The organism is Salegentibacter sp. BDJ18, from assembly GCF_017579965.1.
Taxonomy (GTDB): Bacteria; Bacteroidota; Bacteroidia; order Flavobacteriales; family Flavobacteriaceae; genus Salegentibacter.
Genome location: NZ_JAFLQX010000030.1, coordinates 1 through 24,612, shown reverse-complemented (window position 1 = coordinate 24,612; position 24,612 = coordinate 1). Strand labels below are relative to the sequence as shown.

General features: G+C 38.3%; 23 protein-coding genes and 1 tRNA gene. 9 read left to right on the top strand and 15 right to left on the bottom strand.

Translation table 11 applies throughout. The features are described 5' to 3' along the window. The first annotated feature begins 68 nt into the window (after positions 1–68). Complete coding sequence (gene truA / locus J0871_RS17110; RefSeq protein ID WP_208226438.1) at positions 69–812, top strand: tRNA pseudouridine(38-40) synthase TruA; 744 nt, start codon at positions 69–71, stop codon at positions 810–812. Then, positions 813–2,579, top strand: a complete 1,767-nt coding sequence (locus tag J0871_RS17105) for an ABC transporter ATP-binding protein (protein ID WP_208226436.1) — start codon at positions 813–815, stop codon at positions 2,577–2,579. A gap of 2 nt (positions 2,580–2,581) precedes the next feature. On the opposite strand, the gene cdaA is transcribed toward J0871_RS17105, so the two are convergent. Continuing rightward, complete coding sequence (gene cdaA, locus J0871_RS17100; protein ID WP_208226434.1) at positions 2,582–3,355, bottom strand: diadenylate cyclase CdaA; 774 nt, start codon at positions 3,353–3,355, stop codon at positions 2,582–2,584. A gap of 37 nt (positions 3,356–3,392) precedes the next feature. After that, positions 3,393–4,217 carry a dihydropteroate synthase gene (gene folP, locus J0871_RS17095; RefSeq protein WP_208226432.1) on the bottom strand — a complete coding sequence of 275 codons (825 nt, stop codon included), beginning with the start codon at positions 4,215–4,217 and terminating at the stop codon, positions 3,393–3,395. Between the two features lie 480 nt (positions 4,218–4,697). Between folP and J0871_RS17090 the strand changes: the two genes are divergently transcribed. The 7 genes from J0871_RS17090 (at position 4,698) to J0871_RS17060 (ending at position 9,869) form a co-directional block, all read left to right on the top strand. Next, entirely contained in the window at positions 4,698–5,243 is a 546-nt protein-coding gene (locus tag J0871_RS17090) for a DUF1599 domain-containing protein (RefSeq protein WP_208226431.1), read from the top strand. Positions 5,244–5,290: 47 nt separating this feature from the next. Then, positions 5,291–6,385: a BT_3928 family protein gene (locus tag J0871_RS17085; RefSeq protein ID WP_208226429.1), complete on the top strand. Its 1,095-nt coding sequence runs from the start codon at positions 5,291–5,293 to the stop codon at positions 6,383–6,385. Positions 6,386–6,524: 139 nt separating this feature from the next. After that, positions 6,525–7,277: a triose-phosphate isomerase gene (gene tpiA, locus J0871_RS17080; protein WP_208226427.1), complete on the top strand. Its 753-nt coding sequence runs from the start codon at positions 6,525–6,527 to the stop codon at positions 7,275–7,277. 1 nt (position 7,278) lies between these two features. Beyond that, positions 7,279–8,112, top strand: a complete 834-nt coding sequence (gene prmA, locus J0871_RS17075) for a 50S ribosomal protein L11 methyltransferase (RefSeq protein WP_208226425.1) — start codon at positions 7,279–7,281, stop codon at positions 8,110–8,112. A gap of 50 nt (positions 8,113–8,162) precedes the next feature. After that, positions 8,163–8,432 carry an ATP-dependent Clp protease adaptor ClpS gene (locus tag J0871_RS17070; RefSeq protein ID WP_075327808.1) on the top strand — a complete coding sequence of 90 codons (270 nt, stop codon included), beginning with the start codon at positions 8,163–8,165 and terminating at the stop codon, positions 8,430–8,432. 88 nt (positions 8,433–8,520) lie between these two features. After that, positions 8,521–8,594, top strand: a tRNA-Arg gene (locus J0871_RS17065). A gap of 150 nt (positions 8,595–8,744) precedes the next feature. Next, complete coding sequence (locus J0871_RS17060; RefSeq protein WP_208226423.1) at positions 8,745–9,869, top strand: site-specific integrase; 1,125 nt, start codon at positions 8,745–8,747, stop codon at positions 9,867–9,869. Here the strand turns inward: J0871_RS17060 and J0871_RS17055 are convergent, their stop codons facing one another. From J0871_RS17055 to J0871_RS16995, 13 genes are all read right to left on the bottom strand, one after another. After that, positions 9,870–11,738 carry a hypothetical protein gene (locus J0871_RS17055; protein ID WP_208226421.1) on the bottom strand — a complete coding sequence of 623 codons (1,869 nt, stop codon included), beginning with the start codon at positions 11,736–11,738 and terminating at the stop codon, positions 9,870–9,872. Further along, positions 11,707–14,241: a hypothetical protein gene (locus tag J0871_RS17050; RefSeq protein WP_208226419.1), complete on the bottom strand. Its 2,535-nt coding sequence runs from the start codon at positions 14,239–14,241 to the stop codon at positions 11,707–11,709. The genes J0871_RS17055 and J0871_RS17050 overlap by 32 nt, the downstream gene beginning before the upstream one ends. Further along, positions 14,241–18,398, bottom strand: a complete 4,158-nt coding sequence (locus J0871_RS17045; RefSeq protein WP_208226417.1) for a phage tail tape measure protein — start codon at positions 18,396–18,398, stop codon at positions 14,241–14,243. Before J0871_RS17045 ends, J0871_RS17050 begins: the two co-directional genes overlap by 1 nt. An 87-nt stretch (positions 18,399–18,485) precedes the next feature. Beyond that, positions 18,486–18,656, bottom strand: coding sequence for a hypothetical protein (locus tag J0871_RS17040; protein ID WP_208226415.1), 171 nt, complete (start codon positions 18,654–18,656; stop codon positions 18,486–18,488). Between the two features lie 146 nt (positions 18,657–18,802). After that, complete coding sequence (locus J0871_RS17035) at positions 18,803–19,294, bottom strand: SHOCT domain-containing protein (protein ID WP_208226413.1); 492 nt, start codon at positions 19,292–19,294, stop codon at positions 18,803–18,805. A gap of 68 nt (positions 19,295–19,362) precedes the next feature. Further along, entirely contained in the window at positions 19,363–19,530 is a 168-nt protein-coding gene (locus J0871_RS17030; RefSeq protein WP_208226411.1) for a hypothetical protein, read from the bottom strand. Positions 19,531–19,670: 140 nt separating this feature from the next. Continuing rightward, entirely contained in the window at positions 19,671–20,048 is a 378-nt protein-coding gene (locus tag J0871_RS17025) for a hypothetical protein (protein ID WP_208226409.1), read from the bottom strand. Beyond that, the gene (locus J0871_RS17020) at positions 20,045–20,221 is read right to left on the bottom strand and encodes a hypothetical protein (RefSeq protein ID WP_208226407.1); all 177 of its coding nucleotides are present in this window, start codon (positions 20,219–20,221) and stop codon (positions 20,045–20,047) included. Before J0871_RS17020 ends, J0871_RS17025 begins: the two co-directional genes overlap by 4 nt. Positions 20,222–20,278: 57 nt before the next feature. Continuing rightward, complete coding sequence (locus J0871_RS17015) at positions 20,279–20,734, bottom strand: hypothetical protein (protein WP_208226405.1); 456 nt, start codon at positions 20,732–20,734, stop codon at positions 20,279–20,281. Beyond that, the gene (locus J0871_RS17010; RefSeq protein ID WP_208226403.1) at positions 20,731–21,591 is read right to left on the bottom strand and encodes a hypothetical protein; all 861 of its coding nucleotides are present in this window, start codon (positions 21,589–21,591) and stop codon (positions 20,731–20,733) included. Before J0871_RS17010 ends, J0871_RS17015 begins: the two co-directional genes overlap by 4 nt. Beyond that, positions 21,588–21,899 (bottom strand): hypothetical protein, encoded by a 312-nt coding sequence (locus tag J0871_RS17005; RefSeq protein ID WP_208226401.1) that lies wholly within the window; start codon positions 21,897–21,899, stop codon positions 21,588–21,590. Before J0871_RS17005 ends, J0871_RS17010 begins: the two co-directional genes overlap by 4 nt. 11 nt (positions 21,900–21,910) lie before the next feature. Then, positions 21,911–22,903, bottom strand: a complete 993-nt coding sequence (locus J0871_RS17000) for a DUF6712 family protein (protein WP_208226399.1) — start codon at positions 22,901–22,903, stop codon at positions 21,911–21,913. Then, positions 22,900–24,288 carry a hypothetical protein gene (locus tag J0871_RS16995; RefSeq protein ID WP_208226397.1) on the bottom strand — a complete coding sequence of 463 codons (1,389 nt, stop codon included), beginning with the start codon at positions 24,286–24,288 and terminating at the stop codon, positions 22,900–22,902. The genes J0871_RS17000 and J0871_RS16995 overlap by 4 nt, the downstream gene beginning before the upstream one ends. Between the last annotated feature and the right edge of the window lie 324 nt (positions 24,289–24,612).

Genomic DNA, 24,612 nt, shown 5'->3' with positions numbered 1-24,612 from the left:
CAAAGGATTTAAGCTTCTAATAAATGCCTTATCTTTGCAGTTCGCAAATATAAAAATAAAGAACTCGGTTGAGGTATTTTTTAGAACTGGCATATTTTGGAAAGGCTTATCACGGTTGGCAAAATCAGCCAAACGCCATTTCGGTTCAGGAAGAAATTGAACGGGCACTTTCGGTTGTTTTTCAACAAAAAACAGCTATTGTTGGCGCGGGCAGAACCGATGCCGGTGTGCACGCAAAGCAGATCTTTGCGCATTTTGATACCAATCACGAACTTGAAAAGGAGGCTTTTCAGTTTAAAATGAATTCCTTGCTTCCGGCAGACATAGCTTTACGGGATTTTTTTAAAGTGAAGCCTGATGCACACGCTCGTTTTGATGCTTTAAGCCGAAGTTATGAATATCATATCGTTCAGCATAAAGATCCTTTTTTAGAAGATAGAAGTTATTTTTTGAAGAATAAGCTGGACATGGAAAAAATGAATAAGGCCGCAGAAATCTTAAAGGATTATACTAATTTTAAGTGTTTTTCAAAGTCTAAAACCGATGTAAAAACCTATAATTGCAAGATTACTGAGGCGGTTTGGAAAATTGAAAATGGAGTGTTGGTTTTTCATATTTCAGCCGACAGATTTCTAAGAAATATGGTGCGTGCAATTGTGGGAACTTTACTGGAAATTGGTTTGGGAAAGCAACCTATTGAAAATATGCACAAGGTTATAAAAAGTAAAGACAGGAGTAAGGCAGGAACTTCGGTGCCTGCAAAAGCATTATACCTTACAAAGGTTACTTATCCGGAAATAGCAATAAAATAAATGGCATCTAAAACAGGTAACGCATTCGATTTTGATTTATTTAAGCGCCTGCTTAAATACACTAATCCCTACAAAGTAACTTTCTATTTTGTGGCGGTTGCTGCTATTTTGCTTTCATTTTTTGCTGTTTTACGACCTTATTTATTAAAGGTTACTGTAGACGATGCAATTACGCCGCAGGATTATGATAACCTGGTTTTTTATGTAGGATTAATGGCCGGGGTTTTAGTGCTGGAAGTAATTTTTCAGTTTCTTTTTGTGTATTTCGCCAACTGGTTAGGGCAGGAAGTGGTTAGAGACCTGCGTGTTAACCTTTTTAAACATATGCTCAACTTTAAAATGACTTATTTTGATAAGTCGGCAGTTGGGCGTTTGGTAACTCGTGCCGTAAGTGATATTGAAACTATTGCCAGTATTTTTAGCCAGGGGCTTTTTATGATTATCAGTGATATTCTAAAAATGTTGGTGGTAATAGGCTTTATGTTTTACCAGAGTTGGCAGTTGACCTTGTTGGTTTTGACGGTGCTTCCGCTAATTATGTATGCTACTCGTGTATTTCAAAAGAAAATGAAAGTTGCTTTTGAAGAAGTAAGAACCCAGGTTGCCAATTTAAACACCTTTGTTCAGGAGCGAATTACAGGAATGAAAATCGTTCAGCTTTTTACCCGCGAAAAAGCAGAATACAATAATTTTAAAGAAATAAACGGGAAACATCGTGATGCCTGGGTAAAGACAGTTTGGTATAACTCTATTTTCTTTCCAATTGCCGAAATGGCAACTTCCATAACCATTGGTTTGATCGTTTGGTACGGTGGACTGCGAGCTGTAGCCGATGACGGAATTACCCTGGGGGTAATTATCGCATTTATTGAATTATCGCAATTATTATTTAGACCCCTTCGCCAAATTGCCGATAAATTTAATACACTGCAAATGGGAATGGTAGCGGCTAATCGTGTATTTGGAATTTTGGATACCGAATCTTCAATAAGTAACACAGGTAAGATTGAAGTAAGCGATCTTAAAGGAGAAATTGAATTTAAAGATGTGCGTTTTAGTTATACCGATGATGAAGAGGTGCTGAAAGGTGTTTCTTTTAAAGCGAATCCCGGGGAAACTATTGCAATTGTGGGAGCTACCGGTGCAGGAAAATCTACCGTTATTAATCTGCTGAATCGTTTTTATGAGATAAAAAGCGGGCAAATTCTGGTTGATGGTATTGATATTAAAGATATTACTTTAGAATCCCTGCGTTCTGAAATTGCCGTGGTGTTGCAGAATGTTTTCCTTTTTGCCGATACCATTTTGAGTAATATTAATCTTAATAATCCTGATATAACTGAAGAGGAAGTAATTAAGGCCGCAAAACAAATCGGTATACACGAGTTTATTAATACGCTGCCAAACGGCTATCATTATAATGTAAAAGAGCGTGGAGCTATGCTTTCTTCAGGTCAACGCCAGCTTATTTCTTTTTTAAGGGCGTATATGAGTAATCCGAGTATTTTGATTCTGGATGAAGCAACGTCTTCAGTTGATACTTATAGCGAACTTTTAATTCAGGAAGCAACCGATAAAATTACGAAAGGACGTACTTCTATTGTAATTGCTCACAGACTTGCAACCATTAAAAAAGCCGATAAGATTATGGTTATGGATGCCGGTAAAATTGTAGAGATAGGAACTCATACCGAGTTGCTTCAGAAGCAAGATGGGTATTACAAAAACCTTTACGAAGTTCAGTTTATGGCTGAAGAATCTTTGTAGAATTATAGAAGATCTTCCTTAATTCGCTCAATAAGTTCTTCGTTACTTTCAAACATCACAAATTCCCCATCTCTTATATAAGAAATTTGTCCCGTTTCTTCACTTACTACCAGTGCAAGGGCATCTGTTTTTTCAGTAATACCCACGGCGGCACGGTGACGCAATCCAAATCTTAACGGAATAGACCTATCGTTAGAAACGGGTAAAATAACACGGGTAGCGGTAATTTTATTGTCTTCAATTATCATCGCACCATCGTGAAGCGGTGAATTTTTATAGAAAATTGATTCTATAATAGGTTGGTTGAGTTCAATATTCATATCGTCCCCCGAATTCTTTACAAAATCAAGGTTCGTATTCTTCTGAATAATGATTAAGGCCCCGGTATAACTTTGGCCCATTGTTTCACAGGCAGAAATAATATCATCTACATTGGTGCTGGTTTCCAAATCACCTTTTAAAAAACGAAGTTGGGTAAAGAATTTACCTTTTTGAGTAAAATTTGTAGAACCTATCATTAAAAGGAATTTTCTTATTTCCTGCTGAAAAACCACAATTAATGCAAACATTCCCACGCCAATAAACTCGCCAAGAACACTGCTTAAAAGCTCCATTTGAAGCAATTGAGTGAGGCTTCCCATTAAGTAAATAATCACGATCCCAATAAAAATATTCACCGCTACCGTTCCTTTTACCAGCTTGTATAAATAATACAGCAGTAGGGCTACAAATACAATATCGAGAACATCAAGAAAACGAAGGTTTATTATATCCAAATTAGCGTGGTTTTGTGTAAAAATAGAAAATATGCGGCTACTTATTAAGTTCTGCGTATAATTTAGTGCATTCAACCGCTTCTTTTACGTCGTGCACTCTTAAAATATTAGCGCCTTTATTCAAAGCAATAGTATTTAAAAAGGTAGTGCCATTTAAAGCTTCCTGCGCTGAGGTATTTAAAGTCTTATAAATTAATGATTTTCGTGAAAGTCCGGCAAGAATAGGAAGGTCTAAAGTTTTAAAAAGTTCCATTTTAGAAAGCAATTCAAAATTCTGAGCTATATTTTTTGCAAATCCGAAGCCGGGATCTACTATAAGATCGTTGATTCCTAAAGCTCTCGCCTCACTTACTTTTTCTGAAAAATAAAATAATATTTCCTGCAAAAGATCGTCGTATTGATTAAGGTCTTTCATAGTTTGAGGCGTGCCGCGCATATGCATCATAATATAAGGAACCTGGTGTTTGGCAACGGTTTTCATCATTTCAGGATCCAGGTTTCCGGCAGAAATATCGTTAATTATCGCCGCTCCTGCTTCAATACTTTTTTCAGCTACATTTGCTCTAAAAGTATCTACGGAAATTAATGCTTCTGGGAAGTTTTTTAAAATATTTTCTATGGCAGGAAGTACACGATTTAATTCTTCGGTTTCCTCCACTTTAGGAGCACCGGGCGGAGTGCTGTAGCCACCAACATCAATAAAATTGGCACCATCTTTCAGCATTTTTTCTACTTGTTTCAGAATATCTTTTTCCGAAGTTTTTCGGCTTTCAGCATAAAAAGAATTGGGAGTGGTATTAATAATTCCCATCACTTTAGGGCTGTTAAGGTCTATAAGTTTGCCTTTGCAATTTATGGTCATTTTCCGTGGAATTTTAATTGAATATTCTGAAGAAAAAAGCTTGAATTAGTAAAGCTTACTTCAGAAATTATAAAATGCGGTTTTAGTATTAATTCTGTTTTAATTAATTTATACTTGTTCTTTTTTCCATTGATGAAAAAAGAACCAAAAAAATCTAGGCTTACGAAACTTTATCTAAATTTATCGTTCAGCACCTAAATTTTAGGAACTCGCTATAAGAATTCAACTAAAAAAAGAAATTAATTTAGCTCAAACAGCCTAAAATTTCACGGTGCATCACTTCAAATTTTACGATAAATTTTCGATAGGCCGCTTAAAAATCAACATTACAAAGTATAAAAAAATAAAACCTCAATATTAGAAAATAGGAGGTTATACTTAATTATTAATATTTCAAAGGATTTGTAAAAAACGATTAGATTAATATTGTTTTACTATCTAAAATATTTGCACGAAATTTACGCAAATTAGATCTCTTTTATGCAGAATACCTCAAAACAGTATGACGCGGTGGTGGCTACCTGCCGCAGCCTGTTTATCAATAAGATGAAAGATTACGGAAGCGCCTGGAGAATTCTTAGGCTGCCGTCACTTACCGACCAGATTTTTATAAAAGCCCAACGCATAAGAAAACTTCAGGAAAACGGAGTGAGAAAGGTAGATGAAGACGAAAAATCTGAATTTATTGGAATTATTAATTATTCGGTAATGGCGTTAATTCAGTTGGAAAAAGGAGTGGTCGCACAGCCCGATCTTGGGGTAGAAGAAGCTACAGAACTTTACGATGAAAAAATTGCCGAAACCAAGGCTTTGATGATGAATAAAAATCACGATTATGGTGAAGCCTGGCGTGATATGCGGGTTAGTTCGTTAACAGACCTTATTATTCAGAAATTACTACGTGTAAAGCAAATTGAAGATAATAAAGGACAAACCTTAGTTAGCGAAGGGATTGATGCTAATTACCAGGATATGATTAATTATTCAATTTTTGCTATGATCCTTATAAATGACAACGAAGACTAGTTTTTGTAACTTTTTTGCAGATAAAAGCATTATTTAAATAAAACAGAATGAAATTATTAGTAGGAATTTCCAGGGTGCTGGTTGGCGTATTATTTATTTTTTCAGGATTTATAAAACTCAACGATCCGCTGGGATTTTCTTACAAACTCCAGGAATATTTTAGTCCGGAAGTTTTGGGACTGGAATTTCTGGTGCCTTACTCTTTGGTAATTGCCATTATTTTAGTGGTTTTTGAGCTCGTAGTAGGAATAATGATCTTAATAGGCTACCTGCCCAAATTCACCGTTTGGAGCCTACTGTTAATGATCGTTTTCTTTACGTTTCTCACGTTTTATTCGGCTTACTTTAACAAGGTGACAGATTGTGGATGCTTTGGCGATGCCATCCCGCTAACGCCCTGGCAGTCTTTTATAAAAGACGTGATTTTACTCATTTTCATTTTAATTCTATTTTTTAATCGAAAATTGATTACCCCGGTTTTAAACCCAATTTCTCACCGTTGGATTATCTTTTTGTCTTTTATGCTTTCCTTTTGGTTTTGTTATCACGTTTTGATGCATTTACCGGTTCTTGATTTTAGAGCTTATAAAATTGGAAATAACATTCCGGAGTTAATGGAAGTTCCTGAAGATGCTCAAAAAGCGGTTTATGAATACGAATGGACGTTTCTTCATAATGGCGAAGAGGTAAACGTAACTACCGATGGAAGTTATCCCAACCAGGAAGGTGAATTTGTTGAAGTGCAAACTACTATGGTAGAAGAAGGTTATGTGCCACCAATTCAGGATTTTGAAATAGAAAAAGATGGCGAGGTTATGACCAGTCAAATTCTTAATGCCGAAAAGCTTTTTCTGGTGGTTGCCTATGATCTCTCGCATACCGAGCAGGAAGGATTTATAGCTATTCAAAAACTTGCGGCCGAAGCTGATGAAAAGGGTTATAACGTAGTTGGTTTAACTGCTTCAAATGATGCAGATCAGGAAAAAATTATCAATAAATTCAAACTAGATTTTGAATTTTACCAGGTAGATAAAAAAGTTTTACAGACAATTGTAAGGTCTAACCCAGGACTTTTAGTTTTAGAGAGCGGCACAATTACCCAGAAAAAGCATTGGTTTGATGCTGAGGATATAAAATTATAAATCATCCTTAAGTTTTTTTAAAATATTGGTAAAAAGCCAATCTTCATTCGGCTTGGGCGCAGCTATGTTTATTCTTATCAATATATTTGTAGATGTGCGGATTTTTTCCGCGGAAATAAATAAAATCAACTAAGAAATTATGAGAAAAAAAATAGTAGCCGGAAACTGGAAAATGAATAACGATCTTGCTGAAACGCAAGAACTGCTTTCACATTTAAAAATGCAATTGGTAAAGGAGCCGCAAGCCGAAGTTATGGTGGCACCCGCTTTTACTAATTTATATTCGGCTTTTCAGGGTTTAAAAGATACCCCGGTACAGGTTGTGGCGCAAAATATGCACCAGGCAGAAAATGGAGCTTATACAGGAGAAGTTTCGGCAAAAATGCTTAAAAGTATTGGTGTAGATACCGTAATTTTAGGCCATAGTGAGCGGCGTGCGCATTTTGGAGAAACTAATGATATACTTGCTGAAAAAGTAAATGCCGCCCTTAAAAACGAGATGAGAATTATCTTTTGTTTTGGAGAAGAACTTGCCGATAGAAAGAGCGATAAACATTTTGATCTTGTAGCGAAACAGCTTCAGGAGAGTTTATACCAGATTTCAGATTCAGATTGGAAAAATGTGGTATTGGCTTACGAGCCGGTTTGGGCTATTGGAACGGGAGAAACTGCTTCTCCAGAGCAAGCACAGGAAATGCATGCTTTTATCAGAAAGAATATTTCAGAAAAATTTAATGATGAAATCGCACAAAATGTTTCTATCCTTTATGGAGGAAGTGTAAAACCTGCGAACGCTAAAGAGATCTTTGCAAAAGAAGATGTAGACGGCGGACTTATTGGTGGTGCCAGCCTTAAAGCTGTAGATTTTGTTGAAATTATAAACGCCTTTTAATATGTCTTCTAATTATCTCGAATTCAAGTTTAAAATAGAGCCGCTTCAGCCTGCTTCAGAAATACTGGTGGCAGAGCTTGGCTATTTGGGTTTTGAGAGTTTTGTGGAAGAAGAAGACGGGCTTACAGCCTATATCCCTGCCGAAGAATATGAAGATGATCTTTTGGCAGGGGTTCATATTTTACAATCTGATGAATTTGAAATTACCTATTCCAAAGGAGAAATTGAGCAGGTAAACTGGAATGAAGAATGGGAAAAGAATTTCAGCCCCATTATGGTAGACGATATTTGTAGTGTTAGGGCGCCATTTCATCCAGAACTCGATACTGAATTTGATATCGTGATTGAGCCAAAGATGTCTTTCGGGACCGGGCATCACGCTACCACACATATGATGATTCAGCATATTTTAAAAAACGACTGGAATGATAAAGCGGTTCTGGATATGGGCTGCGGAACTGGCGTTTTAGCGATTCTGGCAAGTATGAAAGGGGCAAAGTTTGTAGATGCCATAGATATTGATAATTGGTGTTACCAAAACACCCTGGAAAATGTGGGTAGGAATGATTGCGATAATATTAATGTTGAAGAGGGCGGCGCCGAATTACTACAGGATAGAAAATATGATATGATCCTCGCTAATATTAATCGTAATATTTTACTTAGGGATCTTCCAATTTATAAAGATTGCCTTAAAACAGGCGGAAATCTTTTTTTAAGCGGATTTTACGAAGAGGATATCCCGGTGATAAAAGAAGCCTGCCAGAAATTAGGTTTAAATTATATAGAACATATTGAACGAAGTAATTGGGTTGCTGTAAAGTTTTCAGTGTAAGCATTTTATAGATAATTTGTATCTTTGAAGCTTTAAAATTGTAAATGACGATGAGTACTAAAGAAGAAGTATTAGAAGAAGTAAAGACCACTACGCAGAAGGAGAATGAGATCGTACTTTATAATGACGATTACAATACTTTTGATCACGTAATAGAAACTTTAATCTATGCCTGCGAGCATACTCCTGTGCAGGCAGAACAATGCGCTATCCTGGTTCATTACAAAGGAAAATGTATTGTGAAAACCGGTTCTTTTGATGATTTAAAACCCAGATGTTCAAAATTACTGGAAGAGGGATTAAGTGCAGAGATAATTTAGATCAAAAAACTTGAAGATTCTTTTCAGATTATAAAAATAATAATATATTTGCAGCCGCTTAACCACCTAGGAAAAGTGATATTTTAATGGCCTTGTGGCGCAACTGAATAGCGCACCTGATTACGGCTCAGGAGGTTCCAGGTTTGAATCCTGGCAAGGTCACTCACGGTAACAGTACATTTAGTAAAAGAAGCGGTATCACAGGAGAATCCTGAGGTACCGCTATTTTATTTTCACTCCAAAATGTACTGAATTATGCACCAAGACCTCGTTTTTGACACAAGAGTTGACACAAGAAAAATGTTTGTGTCAATGAGAACTAAAATTGTAAAAAGAAGTTATGTGAACAGCGAAGGGAAATCACTGCTCTATCTTCACGCTTCAAAAAATTCTATTCGAGAAAGAATTGCGCTTGATATTTATGTGAACTCAAAAGATTGGGATCCAAAAAATGCCAGGGTTAAAGGAACAGATATGAATTCTCGCGATATTAATTTGATTATCGAAAATGTAGAATCTAAGATTACCGGTATTAAAACAATGTACAGGCTCGCAGAGAAAACACTTTCCCTGGAGAAATTCGTAGAAGAATTTAATAATTCCATTCCTAGAATAGATTTCCTTGCATTTATGGAACATCAAATAGAACTGGAGAAAAACACCCTGGCCGCCGGGACCATTAGACGCCATAAATCTATTCTTAATAAACTTAGAGAATGGAAACAAAGAATCTACTTTACCGAGATTGATGATCAATTAATAATTAAACTAAGATCTCGATTACGCGGAATAGGAAATGACCAGGTAACTATTGAATCTAATATGGCAAGCTTTAAAAAGTTTGTTACTGCCGCTCACAAAGCAGGAATAAGAATGCCGTTAGATCCCTGTGATATTAAAGTTGGTTCTACCAGGGGAGATCGCACAGATCTAAAGCCAGATGAGATACATAGAATCTATCGGTTTTATAGTTCCGAATTTGTGAATCCGCGCCATAAACTGGTGGCAGGATATTTTCTTTTCTCCTGTTTTACCGGACTTAGAATTTCAGATGTTCAGGTATTAAAGCGAGAACACGTAGAACAGGACTCCTTTACATTTAATGCCGTGAAGACAGGGAAGAAACAATGGATAAGGAAATCAAAGAAAATTGAAGCTATTTTAGAAGAAGAGCCCAGATTGTTTGTAAAGAAGGTCACCAACGAAGAAATTAACCGGGTGCTTAAAGATATAGCAAATACCTGCGGAATAAATAAACGGATTAGTTTTCACGTGGCCAGGCATAGTTTCGCCACCAATTTTTTAAGAATGGGCGGCGATGTACAAACCCTGCAGAAATTATTAGGTCACTCTAAAATTACGGAAACAATGATCTACGTGCATATTGTGGAGGCTGAAGCCTGCGAAAAAATTAAGCTTATGGATAATCTTTGGTAATTAATGCCGCCCATCCTGCTCTACGGTAATTTCCCAAAGATCTAAAGTCTGGTTCTTTTTTGATACACGCCGAATAATATGATATTTACCATACGCATAGATCCTGGACTTCTTTTTAATTTCCGCTGCTTTTTCTGCATCACAAATAAATGTCCACTCGGTTCCTTCGGAATGTATTCTGAAATCTATCCATATTTCATAATCGCTTCTATAGATTGCAGGAATCAATAAGTTCTTAGGATCTTTAGTTGCGTTTGTAGCGTTGGCCAGTCCGCCAAAAAGTGCCAATGCAACCAGGGAAGCATTTTCTGTATATAAATGAGCCGTAAAAAATGGGCCTTGCTGTTTTTGCGGGAGCGGAATGCCATTAATAGTAATCTCACTGGTTTCTTCATCTTTCACAAAAGATGATGTCCTGGCACCGGCATTGTCTACAAATATTTTATCAAAACTATAATCATCTGAATTTTGTTCCTGGAACTGCAGCAGAAAACTTTTGTCTTCGTAAAATTCCCTTATTGGTTCTTTTACTTCAAATTCTTCCAATGAAATAATCTCACCGGCTTCCATTTCATTCTGAATCTTATTCATAATGGCATCGTTGCCAGAAATATTCAAATCATAATTTCTCCAGTTCTTAATTACTTTAACGAGTTCGCCAAAAGTAATATCCGGTACACACTTAGTGAGATCTATTTTCTCCGGAGTAATTAAAGCAGGTATTAATTCTCCATTAGCATCGTAGCCCGCTACCTTGGTAATAGTCACATCAAAGATCATTGCTTTAGGATCCTGGGACTCGTCTATAATAGCATAGGCCATTTGTTCTGAAAAGAACTTAAGCGATGCAGAGCCCTGGGCTACACTAATTTCAAAATTCCTGTCTATGTTAGAATAGAACTCGCGGTACTCGTTATAAATTTGAAGATCTTGCCAAATAACTTCATCATTTATTTTAATCTGGCTTCCAGCTATTGTACCATCTACCCGCAATATTGCACTTCCCGAAATATTATAAATACCTGGTTCCAGTAGTTGTATTTCTGCGTTATAAATACCTGCCTGCACACCATCACTCCAACCTGGAGCCGCAGGACCCATAAGATAAACTTCGTCATACTCATCTGCCAGCATTTCAAACTCCTGTCCATCAGCTGAAATATTGGAATAGTAATCTGAAAGCACAACCAGCAAAGCTTCTTTAAGCTCTGGGTCTTCCAGGATATCGCCTTTTAGATTAAAACCGGCATCTGAAAACCCCTGTTTTAAAACGTGCAGCAAATAGGGCATAGGCTGCATCAGGTTACGGTTTACTTGCTCATCGTTAACTTCGTCATATTCATTTTCAATAAATACGCCTGCCTGGTAATTATTAATAAGGCCTTCAAAATATTGCCACTGTTCAGAATTAGTATCTATAGCATCGGTAATTACAGCAGGAAAATTATAGTCTACAGCAGGCCAGGTTTGGTTTACAATATTGGCAGCAAAATCTTGAATGGTCCCCACAAAATCTTCTTTGTGTAATGGTAATTCTGAAAGTTTCTTTTCAAAATTCGGGAAATCTTCAAAACCAAACTTGATTTTTCCCTGTACCATTTTTCCCTGGCAGCGGCCAATAATTAGTTTTGCTTCGTGTTCTTCGCCAAATAGCTGAAGATACCCATCAAAAGTTTTCCTACTGTTAGATGATGAGAAGTCGGTTATAAAACCAAGTTTTGTATTAAGATCGTCTTCAATATTAAACTGAAAAGGAAATGAATACTGCGAAAAAAACTGATCTGTAAACCAGTGGTTTTCCTTTACAATATTTAGATTTTTACCGTATAGGTCTAGATCAAACTGATCCGTTGTAAACTTGAAGATCATTCTTTCGGTTTATTACAAATTCTACATCATAGCTATAAGCAGCCTGTTCACTATCTTCATTTAAAAAATCTTTAACTACAGGGGTAAGAGAGATCTCACGGCCTTCTTTTTCCAACCACACTCTTTTACTCCTTAAAATTTGCTCTACCATTCCTGCGGAAACTTTAAGCAAATGCCCGGTGTTAATAGTAAGGCTGAGCTCTTTTTTAACCTCTAGGTTTTGCACGGTTTCCACCAGGTCTTTAAAAGTGGTATTGCTTATAGCTTCAAATTTGCTTCCCAATCGCATAGCGCCGGTGAATTCTAAACACTCTACCGTATTATATTCACTTAAAAAGAATACCTGGTGACTGGCTTTATTATCTGGAAACATTAAATATTGCTGTGAGAAATAATCGTTTTCATTTATAGGCAGTCTTACTTCAATCACATCCCCCGGGGCAAACTCACTGAAGAAAATGGCCAATCCGAACACCGAGTTACTGCCCGGGGTGTGATTAATAGTTTTATGGGTAATATTATTTCGCATTACCAGTATTTGCTGGCTCCCAAATTGCTTCACAAAATTGAATATTGCTTTGCTTGTTTTGGTTACGCGCACCGGTTGTGAATCGTAATTAAGAATTCCAAAATTAGCCTGGTACTTCTGCGGAGTACGGCCTTTTAGAAAACTCACATTCTCAAAATTCTTTTCTTCCCTGGTAAAGCTCGTTTTTCTAATTTCTTTGCTTAGATTAATAGTAACATTAGCCGGGCGGTAATAGGGAAATACCTGGTAGTTTTCCAGCGCTTCAGGTATAATTTCAAAAAGCGATTGCGGCGTATAAAAAGCACGGCCAATGATATTGCCAAGGTGTAGGCTCATTTTGTTTTCAAAAAACGCCCCTTTAAAAGTGTTGCTTATTGTTTTTGCAAAATTGCTGTAATCAAACCTGGTAATCTCAAGTGCTATTGAAGCCCTTTCGGTACTTTGATTGGAATAGATATTGGTTACTTCTTCCTCGTCGTTCGTAAAATTGAGCCTATCTGTAGCGAAACCTACATCTATACTTTCTACCACTCTAAGCATTACCGGCAGTTCAAAAACCGCATTATCTGAAGTAAACAAAATTACATCCTGATAGAAACCGGCCACCAGGTTATTTACATTAATAGGCTTAATGCTTAGTTCCTGGTAATACTCTCCTGCCGAGGCAGAAAGTTCTATCCAGTAGGGCGCAGTTATCACATAACTCTCTGTACTTACTACCACGGTATCTATAGCACTAGAATTTTGCACGCCTTTAATGGCAAAATATTCCAAGGCATTTGGCGTGATTTGAAAACCGTGTTGCTCAAATAAATAAGCGGTAAGAGGCACAAAAAGCGGGAAGATCATAAACCCTGTATAATCTAAATTCTTAATTCTAAGCTGATCATTTAAGACCGAGAGTTCATAAAAATCGAATTCCTCTAGTAACGCAATTTTTATGGTTTGGGTACCAGTGCCCAGGTAATTCTTTTTACCGTCCCAGGTTTCGCCATCATATACAATATTCCCATCGCCGGTAATTTCAAAATATTCAGGAATAGTAATTTCAAAATTTGCGGTGGTTAAAATATCAAATTCCCTGGGTGGTAATGGTAACTGATTTTTTACGTGAGCAAATTTCAAACTATCGGCACTCACCATTAGCTGGTCTTGTCCAATTACCCGTAACTCTACAAAAAGTCGTAAAGAAGAAATTTTGGTATCGGTAAGGCCAGAATCTGTTCTAACGCCATCTACCCTAAATTCTATAATACCATTGTAATTTCCCGGGTCTACCAGGCTAAGGTTTTGATAGCCTAAAGTAACTGTTTGTTCCAGGTTATTTTCTGTAAGGAGTAAACCACCGGCCGTTGCCAGATCACTACCACTTAAGTTTAAATTTTCGTAATCTCCTAGCCAGGCTAAAAGATTTACATAAGCTTTAAAAGAGCTATATTTTCCCGGGTCTTCGGTTGCAAAATGGTTTTCTATTTGTACAGGGATTTCAATAGAAGCCGGTGCAGGATCGCCAACCATATAGTAAAGAATAATTGGTGGTTCTACCTCAGATTTCCAATTTTGGTAAAATAGATCGTTCTCTAAACTCTCGGTAAATACCTGCGGATCTGCCAGGGGAATATTATAAGGCCCGGCAATTGCGGTTGGTGTAACTGCAGCATCTAGCCAGATCTCAAAAAAGGCCTGGGCAGTAACTACCTGAATTCTATTTTGAAAAGAGAGCTGCGTTTGCACATTGATGATATCCTTGAGATTTTTAACCAGCCAGTTATAAACTGCAGTATCTGGAGTGGCCAGGGAAACCACCGGTAAGGCCGTAACAGGATCCCCGGCGAGAATAGCTGCCAAATCGTTATAAGGAACTAATTTATTTGCCGCGAACTCATTATTTATACGGTATATAAGCTTATTGCTAAGAATATTTACCAACTCATTACTAAAAACTTTTGCAGTACTAAAGGTATCGTAGGCCATTATTTTTTATTTGAATTTCTCCATTTGTTATACTCCTTAATGTCTTCGTCCATCTTGCGGGCGTTTTCCATATCGCGTTCCAGGTAAGCTATTACTCCATTTTGTTCCAGGCGGTCTAGAACATCTACCGCACGGGAAACCACCATTAAAAGAGGGGTGTTATCCTGAGAACTTACATCACTACCGGAAACCTGTTGATCTCTTTTGTAGTAGCCGGTCTCAAAACCTTTAACCCGTGCAATTTCATTATGAATAGTATCCTGAAGGGCAGGGTCAAACTTTTTCCAGGCTTTATCGTCTATAATCATCTCTGGCCGGCGTTGGCCACCTTCACCGGCAAGGAAAAGTGTGGGTTTATTTACCATCCCACTGCGGGTTTCCCCACCGTAACTGGCATTAAACATTTTACCGTCCTGTTCCCGTTGTACAGGATAAAGCCCTTCTTCATACCCTTTAGCGGGTAGGGGAGTTGCAGCGGCTAAACCTAATTGAACAGCACCCAAACCGGCAATAACAGCAGCCCACGGCACACCTAAAACAAACCCACCTTGCGCCATTGCCTTTGCAACACCGGCAGCAGTGTTAAGAACAATCTGGGCCATCATCATTTCTTTCTCTCGCTTCGCCGCCTTGTATTCCATCTCAGCACGTTTACGCTGAGTTTCTTTCTCCATTTCTTCAATGGCACGATTGTACTGGCGTTGGTTAATTCTACCGGTATCTAACTGGCGTCTTAAGCGGTCTTCTTTTTCACGTTGGGTACGCTCAAAATTTTGAAGCTCTACCTGTTGTTTTTTTGCCTGAAAATCTTGGTACATTCCCCAGGCATTCATTAAGCCCTGGACAACTGTTTGCGCAGCTTCAATTTTCTGGCTTACCGTATCTAAATTTTCAAAAGTCGCATCCCATTGATCTACAGAAAAGCCAAGGATATCAAAACCGCCATAAGAGAGGCCTTCTTCTCCACCTCCTAATAATGCGCCACCGCCTTTAATCTCACTGAGTTTAATTCCCAGTTCGTCAAGAAAATCAAGCAGCTGCTGTTTTTCTTCTTCAGATAATAATTCTAAATCAAAGCCTTTAAACTCACCATTGTCAATAATACCCTGCATTTGAGCCAGGAGATCGTTTAAATGTTGAGCTTCCCTTTCAGCTTCTTCACGGTTGAATTGCTCTTGAAGTGCTGCCCTGGCTTTTTTATCGTTGCCTAATGCGGCCAAAGCTACATTATGCGCTATTTGCCTTTGCCTTTGCTCACGCTCAAATTGCTCCTGTACATTATTCGCCTGGTCTTGTAGTCCTTTTTGGATTATGGTACCAAGTTCATTTTGGTGAATAGCTTCTTCGTGCTGAATTTGCTGATTGAGTTCCCGGTTACGTTGAACCCAGGTTTCTTTTACTTTGGAAAGTTCTTCAGCTCGCTTATCGTCACCACCGGCACGGGCTTTATCTATTTCTAAATCAAGGTTGCGCATTTGCGCTTCCTCGATCATTTGCTCCTTGATCTGAGTGAGTTTCGCCTGGTGATTAGCTTCTAACTGGGCAATTTCTTTTTTAAAGCTATCGTCTATTAAGGAAGCTATAAGCCTGTTATTTTCTTCCTGAATTCTACGCAGGTTTTTTTCTTCTGTACTTGCACTAGGATTAAAAGATGATTTCTTTGGATCCCCGGTGTCTCCATCGCCGCCGGGAGCATATCTTACCCATTTACCACCTTTAAAAATAAACCAAGTACCCTCAATGTTTTGCATATCACCATCTTTAGGACCAGAAGGAGAAGGATCACCATCTTTGGTATTCTCCTTCATTTGCTCGGCATAGAGATCTTTTAGAATAGCAATTTCAGCCTTGGTGGCTTCAATATTTTCTTTACGTGTATTAAGTCCTTTTTCTAATAAGCTATTTTGTACTGAGGCAGGATTAAAACCACCTTTAAGAGCAGCCCAGGCTTTATCCCAGAAATCTATATTATCTTCTAAACTCGAATTTTCCTGCTCTATTAATTCCTGGGTTTTTTCGTCCAGCATTGCCTTTAATGCTTTAGCCCTTGATGCACGCTCAAGAGCATCGGTATATTCTTTTAAAGCTTTTTCCCCTTCTTTTGTGGCAATGTTCTCCAGGTTAAGATTGCCCAGATATTCAGGAGAGATCTGGTTGAGTTTTTTAATGGCCACCAATTTAGCTTCCCTACTAGCATCGGCATCACGAGCTACGGTTAACCAGGCTTCCACTTCATTCTTTTCTGAAGCGATATCATTAGCTACTTTCTTACTAGCATTAGAAAGCAAGCTTTGTTTGGTTGCTGCTTTCTCTGCACTTTCTGCAAAAGCATAATAAGCCGCAACAGCTGCCCCTACAACAGCTAATGCAGCACCAATAGGATTAAGCGCCATTGCGGCAGTAAGCGCCCGGTAGGCAATAACCGCTTTTTTAATATTCCCGGTTAGTAAAGCTTTTGCGATAGCCAGGGATTTAGTAGCAACTTCCTGGGCTACCAATAATGCATAATGAATTTTTGTAGCAGCACTGGCACGTGCCGTCCAAAGCGCAGTAAGTTTAAGAGCAGCGTTATAAGAGAGTACTGCAGCAAGTACCACGGCCAGAACTTTTACCACAGCCAGAAGCCGGTTTCTCCATACGGTAACTTCACCAGAAGCATCTTCTGAAGCTCCAATGAATTTAGCAAACCATTCAATGCCGCTTTGCAACCATTGTACGATTGCTTCAGAAGAAACAAACCCAATTAAACGTTTTTGAACTTTTTGAAGAGTAGCAGCAAGGTTATTATTTTTTACTTCGTATTCCTCAGTAAGCGATGTTGCTTCTTCCAGGGCTTTGGCAGCTGTCTCCTGTCTTTTTTGTAGTAACTCGGTATTATTTGCCAGGGCAGATAAAGCCTGAACACCGCGGGCACCGCCAACATCAATTTTAGAAAGCTTTTCTACCATTTCTTCCATACCGCCATTGGCGCCATTCAAGCCTTTAAGAAAAGCTATCATTGCCTGGTTAGCATCGGTTTTTAGAAGCGCACTAAAATCTTCTAAGGTCATATTGGCAATCTTGGCGTAGCGATCTGTATTTTCAAACATATCTATCCACACCTTATTCATTGCCGTTGCTGAGATTTCAGCGCTTTGGCCTATTTCATCGAAGGTGGCAGCATAACCTATGTTTTGGTCAGCACTTACTTTGGTTTGAGCAGCAACACCGGCCTGGCGTTTTAAATAATCTACTAGAAACTGGGCATTATTGGCACCACTGGCAGAAACCTCATTAATAGATGAACCAAGCGCCATATTTGCCTGGGCAAAGTCTTTCCCGGTTTGTTCGCCAACTTTATAAACATTGGTCATTTTACCTACTTCCCGAATAGCTTCATCTGAAAGATCATCACCAAGGGCCACTTTTAACTGATTGGCCACCTGAACATAATCCTGAAGGTTTTTAACACCGGTAATCCCTAACCTTCCGGCTTCTTCGGCAAGTTTTAAAAGTTCCTGCCTGGTAGACCTGGTGGTAAATGCACCAAACGATTTGGTTAAATCGTCTACTTCTTCTTTAGTAAGACCTGTAGTCTTACGAACATCGGCCTGGGAATCTGAAAGTTTGGAGTTATAATCTAAAACCTTTTGAATGGAAAGCACCATCCCGGTTCCTGTAGCAATTACTGAAGCACCTAAAGCTGCATAACGATTAAAACCATCAGCAATTCTTCCAATAGAAGAACGGGTTGCCCTGGCACTCATTCTCAATTCTTTTAACCGGGCATCTACTTGTTTTAGTTCTGCCTGGTACCGATTATATTGAGCACTTCCCGGCACCATATTATGAAGCTGCAGGCGAAGTTGCGAGGCGCGTTTTGAAAGCTGATTCATTGTGAGGCCTGTTACTCCAATTTCTTTTTGGAGGGCGCTCATCCTTGCCTGTTTTTCTTTTAAAGTCCGGTTGTTTTGGCGAAGCTCTTTGTCCAGAGCCTTATACTCTGCAGTTTCTTTTTTTCCTGCCCTGGAAAGTTTTCTCTTTTCTTCCCGAAGCTCTTTATTTCTCTTGGTGAGATCCCTGGTTGATTTTTCTAAATCGAACAATTCTTTTTGCGCTTCGTTGCCATTAATAACAACGGAGAATCGCATTTCTTCATCAACAATTCGCTTGGCCATAGGGAATAAACTTTCAACAAGTTTACCGCCTATAAAGCGTTTAAGGTGTGACAATAAAAAAGCCCCTACAATTGCAGGGGCTTAGGTTTATTCTTTTTTAAATTTTTGATCATCCATATCTACTGATGCGTACTGATCATCATCTACCAGAACTAACTGGTTGTCTTTAAATTCCCAGAGGCTACCAGATTCAACTGGAATTCCTTCCCGGGACACAATGTCTTCCTGATTTCGGTAATACTCGCTTTTGTCGTGCATAAAAGTGAATTTTTAAAATACCCAAGGGTGGTGCACGACAAAAGCATAACTTTTGAAGTAACCGGACTTTCACCGGCGCTCCCTTGGGCTAAAATTTTAAACTTCGAAATCATAGTGTTAAGTTTTGTCGTGCAGGACAAATGTAATTATTTTTTCAGAATCTTAGCTTTTTCGGCTTCAAACTCTTCTTCCGTTAATACACCGTCATCAAATAACTTCTTAATCTTAGCCAACTTATCATATTTATCTTCTGACGATACAGAATTAGTTGATTGATTAGGACAAGGTGTAACTTCGCAAGATTGAATAGCTTCTTCGATCATTAGATTGTAGTTTGTAATATTACCACCTCCCACAACAAAATAAACTTTTTCAATTCCTTTAAGTTTTCCTTTTTTAATTTTCTTAATAACTACTCCTAAATTAGAATAGTTAGCACCAATTTGTGTAGAACTACCGGCAGCCCAACCTCCTAACTGAAGGTGAACAAAGCTACCTTGCATACCGGAACCCATACCTAATTGTACAGTATCACCAGGTTTATAAACGATACCATTTGAAGCTTCATAGGAATCTAACCGTTGAGCATAAGTAGTTGTGAATAATAGAATAAGTAGAAGTGTAAATAATTTTTTCATTTTAATAGTTTTATTGTTACCGTCAATAAAACTACAAAAAAAAGCAGTGGCAGGGCACTGCGGGGATTTTAAAGGAACAACTCGCGGAGTTTACCAACAAGTACCATAGTGTCTATACGTTCTTCCTGGTGGTTAGCTTCTTTACTGGTAAGATAGACCTCGAGAAGATGATCTAATGTGGCTAATTGGTTTTCTTTGGAGTCGAGCATTTCCAGCTCTTCTAAAAACTTTTCCATTTTAAATTAAGATTTTTGTTAACCAAACAATATAAAAACAAAAAAAGCAGCCGTTGGGGTGGACTGCTTTTAGATCTAATAATTGAATAGACACCTCTGTCTGTTTGTAAATATATGAAAATTAATTACATATATGTAAACTATGAAAAATCTTTGGCCAGCTTTTCTTTAACGGCATTGGTAAAACCAAAATGGAGCTGCTTAATAATATTGTTGGCGTGGCCAAAGAGAATACGGTTGTGTATTGGGTGGCTTTTCTTCCTTTTTTTCCCGTCTTTAGAATCCCTGGTGCGCATATCTACAAACCTATGGCGGCCAAGGTGGGTATATTCTAAAGTATTACTGTTTACCTGGTAACTACGATCGTTATAGAATTCTTGACTGCGAAAGCCACGGCGGGCCATAAGGCTTTCTTGCGCCTGGTCCATATTTTCAGATTCTTCTTTGAGAACCTGGGTAGTAAACCGGCCTTTTAAAACATCGTCGCTTAAGCGTTCCCTATCTTCTAAAGATCTCATTCTATTTTAAGTTCTAATTTATCTAGCTTCCAAAGTACTTCAAGCATTTTGGCTGCATCTGTAGTGCGGTGGCGGTAGTTGTACACACATTGTTTAGAAACATCAAGTTTTTTACCAATTCCGCGTTCTTTTACAGCTTCATTAAATGCTTCTTCAATTTCTTCTTGTGTCATAATTGTAATATTTGATTGTTTCTCAAATATACAAAAAAGTAAACTTTAAAACTACTTTTAAACAGAAGTATCAAAAGAAAGCTCCACGCTCCAGCCATTACAGCCCAGTAAATTACTTTCCGGATTAATGCTGATATTGCTTACAACGAGATCTCTAACAAAGCCGCAGGGGCCATCTATAGAATCGTCCAGCACTTTATTAAAAAATTTTAAAGCTGTTGCCTGTGTTCTTTCAAATACATCTAACCATTCGTCCTGCCTGGTTGCACTATAATCGGTTTTCTCGAGGAAAAAAAAACCTAAACTATTTCTAAGCTTTAAGGCATCTACATCATTTCCGGTTGTCCTGGCATCTGGCATTACGGCAATCATAATTTGGTTATCGGTTACCCGAACACCGCTAAGAAACTTAGCCAGTTCTTCTTTAACCACTACTACCTTAGAGAAATTAACTTCGGGTAGGGCTTCATCGGTATCTGTAACGTATTGCCTAAGTTCTGGGATTAGTATCATTTATTTCGTTTTTTAGATTTCTCCTGGGCGGCACGGTCTTTTTCCCGCTTCCTGATATCATATAAAAAGATGATCATCTCCCAGAACTTGGTTTTATTTACTTTTTGCATTGGGCCATAGATACCGGTCTCTGCAATTCTATGTGCTACAGCCTTCATCCCGATACCGGGAATCTTACTTTCTTCCTGTTTAGTATCACCATCTTCAAAAAGGATGGAGAGATCTAACCATTTGCCCTGGACAAATACCGAAGCTGAGAACAGGTATTTTTGAAAACTGGCAAACAGCAGGAAAAAGCCATACACACGGCCAAAATAAACGTGCTTTAAATGCTTTGCATTCTCGCTTACTTTGGATGAATCGTACTTCTTACCCTTTTCAAAATAAAACGTAGCCATTAGTTTATACAGGTATTCTTCTTTAAAATCCTGCTCGATTAGGCTGTAGATCTCAAGGGCATCTATATACTGCTCCCAGATAATATCATCAAAACCATCTTCGGGACCGTACCAGGTTTTAAAAGCGTCAGAAATTACCCGGGAATGATTATTAATGTAGTACTGCTTAATAGTTAATTTACCTTCTTCTTCCTCTTCAAAGAATGAATCTATAAAGGTTGAAATACGGTAAATATTGGCCGACATTTCCAATTGCTCTTCTTCAGAAATCTTGCGTTTTCCTTTTTCAATATTCAGGAGCTTGTAAACCATATCTATCCTAAAATCTTCATAGGAGATTTTATCCTGGCGATATTTATAAAGAAGATAGCAGGCTTCGGCGTACTGGCGTGAATCGCATTGCTGTAAATCTTCAGGAAGTTCTATTCTTCGCCCAGTTTCTGGAATTTCTAAAATCATAGCTTAATTTGAAGATCCTTAGAAAATTTAAGATCAAGTTCCTCCAGGCGAGTACCGTGCTTATGCATTACGTGCTCGTAGATCTCGGCTTTGTTCTTTCCTTTAATGGGAATGTACTTGCCGGAAGCATCACGCCTTAGGTATTTGCGGAGTTCAAACTTAAACTCGCTAATAAACTCACGGCGCTCCTTGGTTCTGTCTCTAAGCTTAGTTTCAAGCTTATCGTTTATAGAATTAAAACGCTTTTTCTTTCTCCAGTTCCAGATAGAAGAGAAGAATTCAATGATTGGTTTAAAAAATTTGGCCATTATATATAATTTTAAGTGGATACGAAGGAATCATCATCATCGAAACTGTAATTGGGCTCTGATACAATCACAGCTGCAGCTTCAGTCTCGGTCAATTTTGGTTTTAAATAATCTTCAATAGCAAGAAGGGCTTTTTTAGTGTCCTGGTCAAAAGACTGCGCCGCCAGTTCAGCTTCCATTTTCTCAGGTGGTTTAGAGTTCTTAGAATTAACTCTTTCGCCTTTGTATTTTTGCAAAATACCTTCCGGCAATAGTGTTACACGAAGTCTGCGAATTGCCCAGGCCATTGCATAATAAACCGTAGCTTCTTTTATAAGCTCTATTAGATCGTTGTCTGCGTCTTCAGAAGCATCTTTTGCCAGTTCCAGGAGCGCATTGTATCGCTCTGCTCCAAGCCTGCTTTTAATTTCTGTGCGCTGGCATTTACTCATACCTGGTTGAAGTTTCTCTAGCAGGTAGCGAGAATGAATAGGGAAGTATGCTTCAAAATCTTTGGTAGTCCGCACAAACACATTGTAGGTAGACTTATAGGCTTCAGTGTTTTTCCATTTAATATCAGGATTTTCACCTTCTGCAGTTTTTACAACAGGATTGGTTTCGTCCAGAAGATTTAATAAAGTGTCCAGAGAATGATAATATTTACGCTCCAGGTTCTCATTATCGTTATTCACCATCCACTCAAATGCCGATTTCTCATTGGTATCGTTACGCATCTTTCTACCATTAAGCGTATGACTAAGATCTCTGGATGGAGCGTGATGCCTCCAAGCATCTAAAAGAATAGCGTATTTAGCATTGAATAGGAGGAAGGCTTCATCCTCTGATTTTTCTTCCTCTTTGACAGATAAGCCCTGTATATGCGAATAAGTTTCCTGCCCAATTAGATTGTAAACTTCCCGGCTAGCGGTGTATAATTCGGCGGTAAGTTCTTTTACCTGGAAATCGGCATCTAAAAATGAAAGAATATCTTTTGCATATTCTTCGTCGTTGAATATTAGCTTCATGATGGCTTCTGATTTTTAAGTCGGTCTCTCTCTGATTTGTCTTGCTCACGTTGTGGTTGATCGTGATAGAAACCGAGTTTTAATTTTTTCTTTGGGAAATTGGCTTTAATAGCATAGTTCACGGCTTTTGTTACGATCATCTCAGGTATATCAATGCCCGTCATCATATAATTTTGAAGCGCATAGAGTTGTTCAGAACCTGAATCTGAATTCCCGTCTTTACCAGTGCCACCTATTGCACTATGCACACCGACACCGGCTGAAGCTGATCTATCTGCGACCTCGCCTATTTTAATTTGAGCATCGGCAAAATCCTTTATATTCTGGTCTATTGGCTTGATTGTCCATCCCTGCTCCTTAAGGCTTGTGCCATCTACAAAAACCGTATCTACAGTGTGCCAGAATTTACCTGCATTTTTATCTCCTGAAAGTACTTTCGCTATTTTACGCAAGTAAGATTTTTGATAATCAATTAGATCCTGCTCTTTATAATCCTTTCCAGCTTCATCGGCTAATCTCTTGAGTTGATCTTCTTTCATATCCCAGAAGGATTGGGGAGAAGTAATATGATACTTTACATTGATTGAATTTTTACTAAGTGCCTTAAGAATAAGTGGGACTGCAGTAGATCTTCTGATCCATTCTAATGAACCATAGATATCCGGAACCGTATAGTAATCGGAACAGAAGCTATACATATTGGAATAGAAAATACTATTCTTATAAGCGAATGGAGCTCTTAAATCAAATAAAGGATATACCTTGAAATTAGTGAGATGGTCTACGTGGTTCAGGTTCCAGTCATTTATAATAACGTGATCTGGCTTTATAATTTGATTAGTAGAACGAGTGGCCAACCTGCTTTTATCTGGAGATATATGCTCCAATTTGGAAATTTTCTTCTTACCATTTATCCTGGCACCACGGTTAAGATAAAACTTAGAGAACGTTCCTTCTATATGATTGTAATCTACGCAACCTTTATGTAGATAGTCGTTACAATCCCAACTCTCCAGCCAGTCTTCTATCTCTGCATCGTGGGTCCACTCCCGTCTTAACTGGAAGTTATCATCAAAGTTTTCTTTATATAGCTTAGGGCCTTTGCCCCATAGCATACCGGTCTTCTTTTTAATTACACCAGGTACTTTAGAGTTATTAGCTACAGCATCTCTAATTACCGTAGGTAGATCATTGTTATCACCATAAGGTAGGATGCGCCAATTATCAATGGTATACTGCCTATTGGCATTGGTCCAGTCTAATGTTTCCTCACCCTTGGTTATCCTGGACTGCTCTAAGTCTCTTGGGTTCTCTGACACCTCGTAGGAGAAAACTACATCTTCGTGCTCTACTAAGGCATTACGCCCATATTCTTCAATATTCATTTATGTACTTATTATTGAATTTAATTAGTAATGGTAGATAGAAGAAGCGATCCTGGTCACCGTCTTTAAATCCAATGAGTAGATCTGCCTTGTCTGAGTACTGCTTACTGAGACCTGTTCGCAGTACAACATTCTTCTTCTTCTTATAGCCTTCTGATATATCCTTGCTCTCCTGGTAGGAATAGAACTCAATATCATGTTTATTTCAACTGAAAAGTATACCACTATTTCATTTCAAAAGTATACCATTTTAAATTAATTAACAACGGTATCCCTGTTCCCTGGGGGTACCCCCAGGGAACAGGGATACCGGCGGCGCCCGGG

Bases quoted from the DNA above. Each gene is read 5' to 3' on its own strand.
- J0871_RS17105 (WP_208226436.1), top strand. From the start codon at position 813: ATGGCATCTAAAACAGGTAACGCATTCGATTTTGATTTATTTAAGCGC.
- folP (WP_208226432.1), bottom strand. From the start codon at position 4,217: ATGACCATAAATTGCAAAGGCAAACTTATAGACCTTAACAGCCCTAAA.
- J0871_RS17090 (WP_208226431.1), top strand. From the start codon at position 4,698: ATGCAGAATACCTCAAAACAGTATGACGCGGTGGTGGCTACCTGCCGC.
- J0871_RS17085 (WP_208226429.1), top strand. From the start codon at position 5,291: ATGAAATTATTAGTAGGAATTTCCAGGGTGCTGGTTGGCGTATTATTT.
- tpiA (WP_208226427.1), top strand. From the start codon at position 6,525: ATGAGAAAAAAAATAGTAGCCGGAAACTGGAAAATGAATAACGATCTT.
- prmA (WP_208226425.1), top strand. From the start codon at position 7,279: ATGTCTTCTAATTATCTCGAATTCAAGTTTAAAATAGAGCCGCTTCAG.
- J0871_RS17070 (WP_075327808.1), top strand. From the start codon at position 8,163: ATGAGTACTAAAGAAGAAGTATTAGAAGAAGTAAAGACCACTACGCAG.
- J0871_RS17060 (WP_208226423.1), top strand. From the start codon at position 8,745: ATGAGAACTAAAATTGTAAAAAGAAGTTATGTGAACAGCGAAGGGAAA.
- J0871_RS17055 (WP_208226421.1), bottom strand. From the start codon at position 11,738: ATGATCTTCAAGTTTACAACGGATCAGTTTGATCTAGACCTATACGGT.
- J0871_RS17050 (WP_208226419.1), bottom strand. From the start codon at position 14,241: ATGGCCTACGATACCTTTAGTACTGCAAAAGTTTTTAGTAATGAGTTG.
- J0871_RS17045 (WP_208226417.1), bottom strand. From the start codon at position 18,398: ATGGCCAAGCGAATTGTTGATGAAGAAATGCGATTCTCCGTTGTTATT.
- J0871_RS17040 (WP_208226415.1), bottom strand. From the start codon at position 18,656: ATGCACGACAAAAGCGAGTATTACCGAAATCAGGAAGACATTGTGTCC.
- J0871_RS17035 (WP_208226413.1), bottom strand. From the start codon at position 19,294: ATGAAAAAATTATTTACACTTCTACTTATTCTATTATTCACAACTACT.
- J0871_RS17030 (WP_208226411.1), bottom strand. From the start codon at position 19,530: ATGGAAAAGTTTTTAGAAGAGCTGGAAATGCTCGACTCCAAAGAAAAC.
- J0871_RS17025 (WP_208226409.1), bottom strand. From the start codon at position 20,048: ATGAGATCTTTAGAAGATAGGGAACGCTTAAGCGACGATGTTTTAAAA.
- J0871_RS17020 (WP_208226407.1), bottom strand. From the start codon at position 20,221: ATGACACAAGAAGAAATTGAAGAAGCATTTAATGAAGCTGTAAAAGAA.
- J0871_RS17015 (WP_208226405.1), bottom strand. From the start codon at position 20,734: ATGATACTAATCCCAGAACTTAGGCAATACGTTACAGATACCGATGAA.
- J0871_RS17010 (WP_208226403.1), bottom strand. From the start codon at position 21,591: ATGATTTTAGAAATTCCAGAAACTGGGCGAAGAATAGAACTTCCTGAA.
- J0871_RS17005 (WP_208226401.1), bottom strand. From the start codon at position 21,899: ATGGCCAAATTTTTTAAACCAATCATTGAATTCTTCTCTTCTATCTGG.
- J0871_RS17000 (WP_208226399.1), bottom strand. From the start codon at position 22,903: ATGAAGCTAATATTCAACGACGAAGAATATGCAAAAGATATTCTTTCA.
- J0871_RS16995 (WP_208226397.1), bottom strand. From the start codon at position 24,288: ATGAATATTGAAGAATATGGGCGTAATGCCTTAGTAGAGCACGAAGAT.